The organism is Kitasatospora sp. NPDC002551 (assembly GCF_040296005.1).
Lineage (GTDB): Bacteria > Actinomycetota > Actinomycetes > Streptomycetales > Streptomycetaceae > Kitasatospora.
Genome location: NZ_JBEOWI010000051.1, coordinates 50,181 through 61,620, shown reverse-complemented (window position 1 = coordinate 61,620; position 11,440 = coordinate 50,181). Strand labels below are relative to the sequence as shown.

The window sequence follows — 11,440 nt, the reverse complement described above, 5'->3', positions numbered from 1 at the left end:
GGCCCGGGGGGGGGGGGGGGGGGGGGCGGGGGGGCGCCCCCCCCCCGGGGCGGCCGGGGGGGGGGGGGGGGGGGGGGCCGGGGGGGGGGCGGGGTCTGCTGGCGCTCGCGCATCGGCCGGGTGGCCGGGAGCGCCTCGGGCCGGGGGAGCGGCGCGGTGGCCGCCTGCCCGTCTCCCGGCACCGGGGCCCGCCGCGGCGCGCCGCCGCCCGCGCCCGCCCGGGCCCGGGCGGTGGCGGACTGCTCGGGCGCCCGCCCGGGCGCCGGGACGCCGCGTGCTGCCGCGGCGCCGGGCGATGCGGGCGGCACCGCCCCGGCCGGCCGCGCCGGGTGTGCGGGATGCCCAGGGTGTGCGGAATGTCCGGGGTGCCCCGCAGCGCCGGTGCGGTCCGTACCGGGCCCCTGCGCGGCACCGCGCCCGGCAGCGCCCCGCGCCGCCGCGGCACCCGCTCCCGCCGCCCCGGCCTGGCCGCGTACCGCCCCGCGCGCGCGGCCGAACGGCCCGCCGGAGCCGTGGCCCGCCGCGCCGCCCGCCGCCGGGCCCGGGCCGGCCGCCGCGCCGCGCGCGGCCAGCTCGCTCAGCCGCTCGTGCAGCGCGGCCGCGCCGGGCCGCTCGGCGGGCTCCTTGGCCAGGCAGGCCCCGATCAGCGGAGCCAGCTGCGGCGGCACCGCCGACAGGTCGGGCTCCTCGTGGACGACGCGGTAGAGCATGACCTCCGAGGAGGCCCCGGAGCCGAACGGGGTGTCGCCGGTGAGCGCGTACGCGAGCGTCGCGCCGAAGGCGAAGACGTCGGTCGCGGGCGTGACGGCGGCCCCCCGGACCTGCTCGGGGGCGAGGAAGCCGGGCGAGCCGACGGCGGTGCCGACGTGGGTGAGCGTGCTGGCCCCGCGCGACCAGGCGATGCCGAAGTCGATGATGCGCGGCCCGCGCGGCGAGAGCAGGATGTTGGACGGCTTGAGGTCGCGGTGGACGACACCGGCCTCGTGCACCTTGACCAGCCCGTCGGCGAGCGCCGCCCCGATCCGGGCGACCTCGGGCCAGCCGAGCGGCCCCTCGTCCCCGACCCGCTTGTAGAGCGAGGGCCCCGGCACGTACGCGGTGGCCAGCCAGGGCCGGTCGGTCTCGATGTCGGAGCCGACGACCCGGGCGGTGCAGCCCCCGCGGATCCTGGAGGCGGCGGCGATCTCGCGGGCGAAGCGGGTGCGGAACTCGACGTCCTCGGCCAGCTCGGCCCGGATCAGCTTGAGCGCGACGCGCTGCCCCCGGCGGTCCGAGCCGAGGTAGACCACGCCCATGCCGCCGGCTCCCAGCCGCCGGTGCAGGCGGTACGGCCCGACGATGCGGGGGTCCTCACGCCTCAGCCGCATCATCGCCATTCTCGTTTCCCCGTCAGACTGTGGGTGAGGCCCCGTCGGATGGGGCGTCGTCAGTTCCTGTCTGGCACAGCTTACGGACTGCCCGCTGCGGTGTGCTGATACGCAACACCTGAAGCCACCGTCCGATTGTCGGATCTTGGACTGACATTGGCGGTGCGCTGCCGAATCGTTTCTCGGGGTCACCCCTCAGGGTTCCCCCTGGGACCGGGTCCCGGACGTCTCCGCCTGCGGTAGTACTACCAGAGTGGGATCGTCATCCTCCGGGAGGCCCGGAGAACAGTACGACGGCATGACGCCCGCCAACCCCCTCCCGCCATACCGTTGTTCTCAGCGGTGGACGGGGAGCTCGTCCCCCGAGGTAAGCCGTCCACCGCGTCCACGTAGCACCACCGTCCATCCACCGGCCGAGCGCACGAAAGAGGAGTCAAGGGCATGGCACCGCAGCCCACGGGAACCACCTCCCGCCGCCGTCGGCCGGCCTTCACCCAGCCCGGCGCCGCGGAGCCCACCAGGCACCCGGCGGTGGCGGTGGCCATGGCGCTGCCCTGCGCGGTGCTGCTGGCCGTCCTGTTCGGCGGCTGGGAGCAGATGGCGAACCAGGCCCAGGCGGTGGCCGAGCTGATCGGCCGCTGACCGGCCGGGCACCGAGGGTGCCCACCACGATCGGGCACTGATCCCCTGGGGACGGGGAGCCAGTGCCGCCGGGGAGGCCGCGCCCGCGATGACCGCGGACGGGCGAGAGCGGCGCGCAGAGCGCCCCGGCAGGCGGAGAGGCCGCGTACGGACGTCGGTGAGGGCGACCGTACGCGGCTCTTCTGCTGCCTTCTTGCCGGCGGGAACGCCGAAAACGGCCGGGGCCGCGACCCGTACGAGTCGCGGCCCCGGCCGTCACTGTGCGCGATACTGGGATTGAACCAGTGACCCCTACCGTGTCAAGGTAGTGCTCTCCCGCTGAGCTAATCGCGCCTGGTAAGGCGGTCCTGCAGCAGACCCCGGAGGGTCTGACGTGCGCGATACTGGGATTGAACCAGTGACCCCTACCGTGTCAAGGTAGTGCTCTCCCGCTGAGCTAATCGCGCTGGTGCGGTGCTGCCGCAGCGAACCCCCGGATCCGGAGATCCTGGAAGATCGACGTGCGCGATACTGGGATTGAACCAGTGACCCCCACCGTGTCAAGGTGGTGCTCTCCCGCTGAGCTAATCGCGCGGGGAAGGTGTCCGGCGGAGCCGGGCATGGTGCGCGATACTGGGATTGAACCAGTGACCCCTACCGTGTCAAGGTAGTGCTCTCCCGCTGAGCTAATCGCGCGGGGAGGCCACCCGGCGGAGCCGGGTGAACCTCTTTGAGGTGGAGACGGGATTTGAACCCGTGTAGACGGCTTTGCAGGCCGTTGCCTCGCCTCTCGGCCACTCCACCAGGCAACACTCGAAGGACGATCTTACACTGTCCTTCACCGAGCGGACGACGAGATTCGAACTCGCGACCCTCACCTTGGCAAGGTGATGCTCTACCAACTGAGCCACGTCCGCCTGTCGGCCGGGATCTTCACCGGTTCTCCCGGCTGCGCTCCCTGGCGACGTGTTGAACTCTAGCGGATTCCCGGGCCAGCTAAAAATCCGTTCCCGCAGCGTGCCCGGCAGGCCGGGGCCGGACGCCCCCCGCCCGGCCCCGGGCCGACCTGCCCGGACGGGTGAGGAGCGGGCGGATCGACACCCTCGGTGACACCCCCAGGTCATCCGGCGTACGCCCGCGCGACGCCCGGCTCTGCTCACGCCCCCCGACCTACACTTCAGGCACCGCAACCCCCAGCAGAGCCCCGTGCAGGAGAACCGTGTCCGGCCACCCCGCCCCCCAGCACCCCCTCGCCCGCTTCGGCGGCCGCCTCGCGACCGGACTGCGCGACGTCACCTCCGACCCCGCCGCGCTGGACTCCACCGGCTGGTGGGCCGTCGCCTACGACTTCGAGGGCCGGCTCACCTGCGCCCGCTTCGACGACGTCCGCCCGGCCCCCGCCCCGCCCTCCGGCGCCGGCTGGCTCGGCCCCGCCGCCGGCGCCTGGCGCAGCTCCCTCGACCACGCCGCCTACACCGCGGGCGTCCGCCGCGTGCGCGACCACATCGCGGCCGGCGAGGTCTACCAGGCCAACCTCTGCCGGGTGCTCTCCGCGCCCCTGCCCGACCCCGCCCGCTCCGACGTCGACGCCCTCACCGGCCTGCTCGCCCACGGCAACCCCGCCCCCTACGCCGGAACGATCCGGCTGCCCGAGCACGGCGTGGAGATCGCCACCGCCTCCCCCGAGCTCTACCTGCGCCGCACCGGCCGCACCGTCTCCTCCGGCCCGATCAAGGGCACCGGCCGCACCGAGCACGACCTGCTCGACAAGGACCACGCCGAGAACGTGATGATCGTCGACCTGGTCCGCAACGACCTCGGCCGGGTCTGCGCCACCGGCACCGTCACCGTCCCCGACCTGTGCGCCGTCGAGAAGCACCCCGGCCTGGTCCACCTGGTCTCCACCGTCGAGGGCACCCTGCGCCCCGACGCCGGCTGGCCCGACCTGCTCGCCGCCACCTTCCCGCCCGGCTCCGTCACCGGCGCCCCCAAGTCCAGCGCCCTGCGGATCATCGAATCCCTGGAGACCGCCCCCCGCGGCCCCTACTGCGGCGCCGTCGGCTGGGTCGACGCCGACCGGGGCGAGGGCGAACTCGCCGTCGGCATCCGCACCTTCTGGATCGACCGGACCGACCCCGCGGCGCCCGAACTGCGCTTCGGCACCGGCGCCGGCATCACCTGGGGCTCCGACCCCGAGCGCGAATGGGCGGAAACCGAGCTGAAAGCCGCCCGGCTGGTCGCGATAGCGTCGGGCACCGACACCCGCCCCGAGACCGACTGAACCCCCGACACGGACCGTGCCCGGCGCCGCCACCCGCAGCCGGCCGGCCCGCGCCCGTCCCGCGAGGAGCACCTCCGCGATGCAGCACCCGACCACCAGCTGGGTCAACGGCACCCTCGTCGACTCCGCCGACCCGGCCCTGCCCGTCCTCGACCACGGACTCACCACCGGCGACGGCGTCTTCGAGACCATGAAGGCCGTCGACGGCAAGGCCTTCGCCGTCACCCGCCACCTGGAGCGGCTCACCCGCTCCGCCCGCGGCCTCGGCCTGCCCGACCCCGACCACGATCTGGTCCGCGAGGCCTGCGCCGTCGTCCTCGCCGCCAACCCGATGCCGCTCGGCCGCCTGCGCATCACCTACACCGGCGGCACCGCGCCGCTCGGCTCCGAGCGCGGCGACAGCGGCCCCACCCTGGTGGCCTCCCTCGGCACCGCCACCCGCCGCCCCGACACCACCGCCGTCACGGTCGTCCCCTGGCGCCGCAACGAGCACAGCGCCGTCGCTGGCCTCAAGACCACCTCCTACGCCGAGAACGTCGTCGCCCTGGCCGCCGCCCACCGCGCCCGCGCCACCGAGGCCCTGCTCGCCAACACCGCCGGCCGGCTCTGCGAGGGCACCGGCTCCAACGTCTTCGTCGTCCTCGGCGGACGCCTGCTCACCCCGCCGCTCTCCTCCGGCTGCCTGGCCGGCATCACCCGCCGACTCGTCGTCGACTGGTGCGGCGCCGAGGAGGCCGACCTCCCGCTGGACGCCCTCCAGGAGGCCGAGGAGATCTTCCTGACCTCCTCCCTGCGCGACGTCCAGGCCGTCACCCGCGTCGACGACCGCGAACTGCCCGGCCCCGGCCCGATCACCGCCAAGGCCATGGCCACCTTCGCCCAGCGCAGCGGCGACGACCTCGACCCCTGAGCGGGACGCCCCGTCGCCCCCGCCGAGGGACCACCCGGCGGGGCCGGCGGCGCCCGGGCCGGTAGAAGACCCGGACGGCGGGGAAGGGACCCCGACATGACCACCACGCTGCGCCCCGAGAGCCCGGAGACCCCCACCCCCGCCGGCGGCCGCACCCGGCGCTGGCAGATCTGCGTCAACGGCCGCCCGGTCGGCGGTCTGCGCACCACCGCCGTCCCGCGCGGAAGCCAACTCTGGGGCGAAATAGCCGAACTGGAGGTCCGCAGCGGACGCGGCCGGGGGCGCGGCACGATCGGCGCGCTGGCCGCGGAGGAGGTGCTGCGCGGCTGGGGCTGCATCCGGGTGGACGCCGACATCCCCGAGAGCGCGCAGGTCGCCCGCTCGCTCGCGGTCACCCTCGGCTACACCGAGCGGATGCGGAACATGGTCAAGAGACTGGACGCGCCGCCGGCCCTGCCGGCCGGCGCCGTCGTCCGTCCGATCGGCGCCGCCGAGTTCCCGGCCTGGCTGGCCGAGGCCAAGGACGGCTACCTGCAGGACCTGCGCGCCTCCGGCCTCGGCGAGGAGGAGGCGCGCGCCAAGTCCGACGCCGACCACGCCAGGCTGCTGCCGCAGGGCCCGGACACCCCGGGCGTCGCGCTGCGCCGCCTGTACGGGCCCGGGGAGGAGCCGCTGGGCTCGCTCTGGCTGGCGCTGCGGCTGCGCGACCTGCCCGACGGCGCCCCGCTGGCCTGGGTCATGGTGGTCGAGGTGGCCGACGCCCACCGCGGCCGCGGCCACGGCCGGACGCTGATGAGCCTGGCCGAGCGCGAGTGCCTGGCGGTGGGCGTGCGCGACCTCGGGCTGAACGTCTTCAGCGGCAACGAGGTCGCGATCGGCCTCTACGAGTCGCTCGGCTACCGGGTCACCAACCGGGTGTACGGCAAGCCGCTGCTGTGAGCGGCGGCGGGCGTCAGGCCGCCCGGGCGGCCTCGACGGCGGCGACGACGCGCTCCAGCAGGCCGTCCTGGCTCTTCCCGCCGTCGAGCCGCTGCCCGGCGATCACGTACGTCGGCGTGCCCGTCACCCCGATCGCCCGGCCCTCGGCCTGGTCGGCGTCGACGGTCAGCATGTGCCGCCCGTCCACCAGCGCGGTGTCCACCTCCTCGGCGTCCACCCCGACCTCGCGGGCGACCTCCAGCAGCACCTCGGGGCCGCGCGCCTCCAGGTCCTCGACCCGCGCCAGCAGCGCCTCGACGAACGGCCAGCCCAGGCCCTGCGCGAACGCCTCCTCGGCGGCCTCGGCGGCGGCGTAGGCGTGCTTGTGCTTCTCCAGCGGGAAGTGCCGCAGCTCGATCGGCAGCGCGTCGCCGTAGCGCTCGCGCAGCGCGCGGACGTCGGCCAGGGCGGTGCGGCAGTCCGGGCACTGGAGCTCGCACCAGAACTCGAGACGGGGGAGGGAACCTTCGATCATGCCCCCAGTGTTCCATCAGTGGGCCGTGTGCCGTTCCGGCGGCCGGGCCCGGCCAGAGCGCATGACCGAGAGCGATGGGAGGTCCGACGAGATGATCAGTCCGACTGACAGAGCGACGGCCGAAGCGACGGGCGAGGGGAGGCGGCCGTGCTGACCGGGGCGGTGGCCTTCGTGCTCACGGCGGCGGGCGTGGCCGTGGCGGGCCTGCGCGCCTACCGCCGCCGCTTCCTCTCCGCGACCCGCTGGTTCGCCGTCGCGCTGCTGCCCGCCGGCCTCTACCTGACCGGACTGTTCCCGGTGGCCCGGACGATCGGCGACGAGATCGCCGACTGGGCGGTCAAGCTGGTCTTCGACCCCCGGGTGTGGACCGGCATCGTGCTGCTGGCGGTCTCGGCGGGGCTGCTCGTCACCACCCGCTGGGTGGGCCGGCGCGGCGCCGTGACCGAGGGCCGCGAGGGGGCCACCCCCGCCGCCGGGCCCGCCCCGGCCCGTCCGGCGGTGGCTCCCGCCGCCCCCGAGGGTGCCGGGAAGGCGGAGAAGGCCGAGAAGGCGGGGAAGGCCGGGAAGGGCAAGGGCGACGACGGACTCGGCGAGTTCGCCGACATCGAGGAGATCCTGCGCCGCCGCGGCATCTGAGTGCCGCGGCCCGGCCGCGCCGGCGGCCTCAGGCCGAGGGGACGGTGTCCGCCGAGCGCTGGCGGGCCCGGTAGGCGGCCACGTGCAGCCGGTTGCCGCACGTCCGGCTGTCGCAGTAGCGGCGGGAGCGGTTGCGCGAGAGGTCCACGAAGACCCGCGCGCAGTCCGGCGCCTCGCAGCGGCGCAGCCGTTCGCGCTCGCCCGCGGTGAGGATGAAGGCCAGCGCCATGCCGAGTTCGGCGGCCAGGTGGTCGCCGAGGGCGGCGTGCGGCGCGAAGTAGTGGATGTGCCACCCGTGGTGGTCGTGGTTGGTCAGCCGCGGCGTCGTGCCGGCGGCCGCGACCAGGGCGTTGACCAGTTCGGCGGCCTCCTCGGTGGACTCCGTGCCGAAGACCTCGCGCAGCCGGGAGCGCAGCCGGTGCACCTGGCGCAGGTCGTCCTCGGTCAGCGAGTCGACCTCGCTGATCTCCTGCCGGACCACGAAGGCGTCGAGCGCGGCCACGTCGGGCAGCAGCTCGGTGCCGCACACCTCGGGTGCGGTGTTGAGCAGCTCGACGAGGATGCTCAGCGCGCACTCGGTGTCATGGGTGATCAGCACGTGGAGGCTCCTCGCGCGGAGGGGGCCGTGGGCACCCCGCGACTACGGGTCATTCCCAGACCTTACCGGGGCGGTGCGGCGAGCGGCGGCGGCTTGTCCCGAAGATGTGTACGGATTCCGTCACTCTGTACGGAGCTCCCGCCGGGCGGGGTCCTCGGCGGGCGGAAACGGCCGCGCCCGGCAGCGAGGCCGGCCATCCGTGGGATGGCCGGCCTCGCTGCCGGGCGCCTTTGGTGCCTCAGGCCCGCTCCGGATGGGAGAGAACCGTTTCGTCACCGGCCCCGAGACCGCGTCGTGCGCGGCTGAGTCTGCTGCCGTGCCCCCGAGTAGGACGGCTGCGGTTGACGGCAGGGGCTACGACCCCGCCGACAGCGGGGTGTGACCACCTCCGGTCGGGGTCAGCTTTCGGCGAGGATGTGGGACAGCTCCCGGTCGAGGTCGAAGTGACGGTGTTCGGTGCCGGGGGGAACGGCGGCGTCCGTCCGCTTGAGGAACGACTCAAGCGCCCGGGCCGGTGCCTCCAGCAGGGCTTCTCCTTCCGGAGAGCTCAGGGCGATGCAGACCACCCCTTGCCCGTGGCTTCGCGACGGCCACACCCGGACGTCACCCGTACCGGTGGGTCGGTGCAGCCCCTCCGCAAGGAGATCTCGGGCGAACACCCACTCCACGGTCTCGTCGGCGCCGGTGTGGAAGGTGGCGTGCACGGCATAGGGGTCGGCGGTGTCGTAGCGCAGGCCCGCGGGGACGGGCAGTGAGGACTCGCTGGACACGATGAGGCGCAGGTGCAGCTCGCAGCTGACCGTGGTGTTCATAAGCGCCATGGCCTTTCGCTCAGTGTGCGCTCGGGGAATCGCACGTCGGCGAACGGACCATCCCACCTCCACGACCGATGTAAACCCCTCTGTCCCGATTCGGGCGCGAGTCGTACCCCTTACGGCGCATTGCGGAATCGCCACAGAGTGCCCTGCGGGCGATTACCGGGTCCCTTCTCGGTTAGTTTCCTGGCATGACTGTGCGAAGCGACGAGGCACGCGGGGACGCGGGCGGGAACACCGGAACGGGGGACGGGATCGTGCCGGACGACACGGGGGTGCCGACGGGTGCGGGTGACGAGGGCCGCGGGCCCGGTGCCGGGGGAGGCCCGGAGGGCGGCGCCGACGGCGAGAAGCCGCTCGGCTCGCGCGCGCCGGGCTTCATCCGCCGCTCCCGCCCGCTGCACCTGAGCTGGCAGGTGGCCGTCTTCCTGATCGGCCTGGCCGTGGTGGTGCTCGGCGTGATCATGCTCCCGCTGCCCGGCCCGGGCTGGGTGGTCATCTTCCTGGGCATGGGCATCTGGGCGACCGAGTTCGTCTGGGCCCAGCTGGCACTGCGGTGGACCCGCCGCAAGGTGGCCGAGGCCGCGCAGAAGGCCCTGGACCCGCGGGTCCGGCGCCGCAACCTGACGCTCACCGTGATCGGCCTGACGCTGATCGCCGCGCTCGGCGGCTGGTACCTGTGGAAGTACGGGCTGGTCATGCCCTGGAAGATCAACGAGGACTGAGCCGCCGGCCCGGCCCGCCGCCTCCCGCGGGCGGGGCGGGGTGGGGCGCTCCGGTGGCGGGCGGTGTGTTCGGACCACCCCCCGGGATGCGGTAATGTTTTCCCTGCACCCGGGCGATTAGCTCAGCGGGAGAGCACTTCGTTCACACCGAAGGGGTCACTGGTTCGATCCCAGTATCGCCCACCGGAATGCATTGTGATATGTGAGGCCCAGTCGATTATCGGCTGGGCCTCACATGTATTTCCGCAATCCGGTGAACGGTGCCGGGAATGTGCTGAGGCTCAGTCATCTTCCGCCGTCCGCAGGAGTTCTGCGGACGCGTCGGGCGGCACACCCGAACGAGTTGTACGGCACCCCCCGAATGGTGCTACAGTTCTTCTCGTTGCCCGGGCGATTAGCTCAGCGGGAGAGCACTTCGTTCACACCGAAGGGGTCACTGGTTCGATCCCAGTATCGCCCACCGGACAGCACGCAGGCCCTGATCGGGAGACCGGTCGGGGCCTGCGGCGTTTCCGCGCGCCCGCCCCGGCGGGTCGCCCGGCCGGTCAGGCCGCCACCTCGCACTCGTGCTCCGGCGACAGCCGGCGGCCGCAGCCGCACCGGGCCGGCCGCAGCGGCCAGGACAGGTCCACCCGCTCGTCCGCCCCCGACCGGTCGAACCACGCCTGCAGCCCCCGCGCCTGCGCCGCGTGCCAGACCGCCTGCCGCAGGTGCAGCTCCGCCGCCGTCAGTCCGCCCAGCGCCCCCGGGTACCGCGCGCCGATCGTCCGCACCACCTCCAGCGCCGCCGTCGCGTCGGCCCCCGCGTCGTGCGCCCCGGTCAGCTCCACCCCGTAGTGCGCGCACAGGTCGGTCAGCGTCCGCCGGCCCCGGCGGTAGCGGTCCACGTACTTGTCCAGCACCCGCGGATCCAGCACCAGCAGCGGCGCCGGGCCGATCGCCTCGGCCAGCGACACCCCCCGGTGCCGGCGCAACTCCCGGTCCAGCAGCGTCAGGTCGTACGGCGCGTTCATCACCACCACCGGCCGCCCGGCCCGCGCCTGCTCGGCGAGCGCGGCGGCCACCTCGGCCACCACCACCGGCGCCGGCCGCCCGTGCGCCCGCACCCGCTCGTCGCTGATCCCGTGCACCGCGCGGGCGCCGTCGGGTATCGGCACGCCGGGATCGGCGAGCCAGCCGGTGGCCACCAGGGCCGCGCCCGGGGCGGATTGGACGACCACGGCGGCCGAGACGATGCGATCGCTCTCGACGTCCACGCCGGTGGTCTCGGTGTCGAAGGAGGCGAGCGGGCCGGTGAACCAGTGCTGCTGCATGACTGCCCCTCCGAAAACGGCGCGTTCCCGACCCGGTGATACCCGCTCCTGACGCTCCCTCAACCGTTTGGCGCAGCACCGGCCGGGCACCCTGCCCACGGGCCCCTGTTCGAATCGGACGGGCCCGGGGGACGGGGGAGGACGGACGGCCATGGCGCTGACGCAGCCGCAGCCCGAAGAGGCGGCGGACGTCCTGCGGGGCGACCTCGCGGTGACCGCCTGCATGGAGACCCTGCAGGTCGGCTACCTGCACGCGGTCGTCGCCGCGGCCGGCTGCTCGCTCTCCCAGCCGTTCCCCGACAACGGCATCGACTGGCAGGTCAGCCACGGCTCGCGCAGCCACGAGGTCGACGACGAGGTCACCGTCAAGATCCAGCTGAAGGCCACCCAGCAGATCGCACCCGACCCGCGCGGCGCGTTCTTCTCCTTCACCCTGGACAACGACCACCTGCGCAAGCTCGCCCGCCCCAGGGTCGCCGTGCCCCGGATCCTCGTCGTCATGCTGCTGCCCCGCCGCGTCGACCGCTGGCTGGCCGCCCGCCCCGACGCCCTCGAACTGCGCCACTGCTGCTACTGGGTCAACCTGGCCGGCCACCCCGTCACCGGGCAGCGCCGGACCAACGTCCGCGTCCCCACCGCGAAGGTCTTCGACGACCGCGCCCTGTGCGACATCATGGCCCGGGTCGGCGCGGGCGGCAGCCCGTGACCGCCGGGGCCCGGC

The 11,440-nt window shown here is 74.4% G+C and carries 12 protein-coding genes and 8 tRNA genes; 9 read left to right on the top strand and 11 right to left on the bottom strand.

Going from position 1 to position 11,440, the window contains the following annotated elements; translation table 11 throughout:
• On the bottom strand, positions 1–1,367 hold a 1,367-nt coding region (locus ABT093_RS32020; protein WP_502884362.1), incomplete at its 3' end, for a serine/threonine-protein kinase.
• Between the two features lie 441 nt (positions 1,368–1,808).
• Between ABT093_RS32020 and ABT093_RS32015 the strand changes: the two genes are divergently transcribed.
• On the top strand, positions 1,809–2,009 hold the full coding sequence (locus ABT093_RS32015) for a hypothetical protein (RefSeq protein ID WP_350570341.1): 201 nt from the start codon (positions 1,809–1,811) through the stop codon (positions 2,007–2,009).
• A gap of 261 nt (positions 2,010–2,270) precedes the next feature.
• Here ABT093_RS32015 and ABT093_RS32010 read toward each other — a convergent pair.
• The 6 genes from ABT093_RS32010 to ABT093_RS31985 form a co-directional block, all read right to left on the bottom strand.
• Positions 2,271–2,342 (bottom strand) — tRNA-Val (locus ABT093_RS32010).
• Positions 2,343–2,383: 41 nt separating this feature from the next.
• Positions 2,384–2,455 (bottom strand) — tRNA-Val (locus ABT093_RS32005).
• Positions 2,456–2,510: 55 nt separating this feature from the next.
• Positions 2,511–2,582, bottom strand: a tRNA-Val gene (locus tag ABT093_RS32000).
• Positions 2,583–2,609: 27 nt separating this feature from the next.
• Positions 2,610–2,684 (bottom strand) — tRNA-Val (locus ABT093_RS31995).
• 37 nt (positions 2,685–2,721) lie between these two features.
• Positions 2,722–2,792, bottom strand: a tRNA-Cys gene (locus tag ABT093_RS31990).
• Between the two features lie 40 nt (positions 2,793–2,832).
• Positions 2,833–2,905, bottom strand: a tRNA-Gly gene (locus tag ABT093_RS31985).
• Positions 2,906–3,207: 302 nt separating this feature from the next.
• On the opposite strand from ABT093_RS31985, the gene ABT093_RS31980 reads away from it, so the two are divergent.
• The 3 genes from ABT093_RS31980 to ABT093_RS31970 all read left to right on the top strand — a co-directional run bounded on the left by ABT093_RS31980 (position 3,208) and on the right by ABT093_RS31970 (position 6,118).
• Positions 3,208–4,269, top strand: a complete 1,062-nt coding sequence (locus tag ABT093_RS31980) for a chorismate-binding protein (RefSeq protein ID WP_350570339.1) — start codon at positions 3,208–3,210, stop codon at positions 4,267–4,269.
• A gap of 79 nt (positions 4,270–4,348) precedes the next feature.
• Positions 4,349–5,179, top strand: coding sequence for an aminotransferase class IV (locus ABT093_RS31975; protein WP_350570338.1), 831 nt, complete (start codon positions 4,349–4,351; stop codon positions 5,177–5,179).
• Between the two features lie 96 nt (positions 5,180–5,275).
• Positions 5,276–6,118, top strand: coding sequence for a GNAT family N-acetyltransferase (locus ABT093_RS31970; protein WP_350570337.1), 843 nt, complete (start codon positions 5,276–5,278; stop codon positions 6,116–6,118).
• A 13-nt stretch (positions 6,119–6,131) separates the two neighbouring features.
• On the opposite strand, the gene ABT093_RS31965 is transcribed toward ABT093_RS31970, so the two are convergent.
• Entirely contained in the window at positions 6,132–6,632 is a 501-nt protein-coding gene (locus ABT093_RS31965; protein WP_350570335.1) for a DsbA family protein, read from the bottom strand.
• A 147-nt stretch (positions 6,633–6,779) separates the two neighbouring features.
• Between ABT093_RS31965 and ABT093_RS31960 the strand changes: the two genes are divergently transcribed.
• Positions 6,780–7,268 (top strand): hypothetical protein, encoded by a 489-nt coding sequence (locus ABT093_RS31960; RefSeq protein ID WP_350570334.1) that lies wholly within the window; start codon positions 6,780–6,782, stop codon positions 7,266–7,268.
• Positions 7,269–7,296: 28 nt separating this feature from the next.
• Here ABT093_RS31960 and ABT093_RS31955 read toward each other — a convergent pair whose 3' ends face one another.
• Both ABT093_RS31955 and ABT093_RS31950 read right to left on the bottom strand, forming a co-directional pair.
• Entirely contained in the window at positions 7,297–7,866 is a 570-nt protein-coding gene (locus ABT093_RS31955; RefSeq protein ID WP_350570333.1) for a CGNR zinc finger domain-containing protein, read from the bottom strand.
• 398 nt (positions 7,867–8,264) lie between these two features.
• Positions 8,265–8,678, bottom strand: coding sequence for an SsgA family sporulation/cell division regulator (locus ABT093_RS31950; RefSeq protein ID WP_030056266.1), 414 nt, complete (start codon positions 8,676–8,678; stop codon positions 8,265–8,267).
• Positions 8,679–8,872: 194 nt separating this feature from the next.
• On the opposite strand from ABT093_RS31950, the gene ABT093_RS31945 reads away from it, so the two are divergent.
• The 3 genes from ABT093_RS31945 (at position 8,873) to ABT093_RS31935 (ending at position 9,866) form a co-directional block, all read left to right on the top strand.
• Positions 8,873–9,406 (top strand): TIGR02611 family protein, encoded by a 534-nt coding sequence (locus tag ABT093_RS31945; protein WP_350570332.1) that lies wholly within the window; start codon positions 8,873–8,875, stop codon positions 9,404–9,406.
• A 111-nt stretch (positions 9,407–9,517) separates the two neighbouring features.
• Positions 9,518–9,589, top strand: a tRNA-Val gene (locus ABT093_RS31940).
• 205 nt (positions 9,590–9,794) lie between these two features.
• Positions 9,795–9,866, top strand: a tRNA-Val gene (locus ABT093_RS31935).
• Positions 9,867–9,951: 85 nt separating this feature from the next.
• Here the strand turns inward: ABT093_RS31935 and ABT093_RS31930 are convergent.
• Positions 9,952–10,719: a 3'-5' exonuclease gene (locus ABT093_RS31930; RefSeq protein ID WP_350570331.1), complete on the bottom strand. Its 768-nt coding sequence runs from the start codon at positions 10,717–10,719 to the stop codon at positions 9,952–9,954.
• A 151-nt stretch (positions 10,720–10,870) separates the two neighbouring features.
• On the opposite strand from ABT093_RS31930, the gene ABT093_RS31925 reads away from it, so the two are divergent.
• Positions 10,871–11,425, top strand: a complete 555-nt coding sequence (locus tag ABT093_RS31925) for a DUF4365 domain-containing protein (protein WP_350570330.1) — start codon at positions 10,871–10,873, stop codon at positions 11,423–11,425.
• Positions 11,426–11,440: the final 15 nt, after the last annotated feature.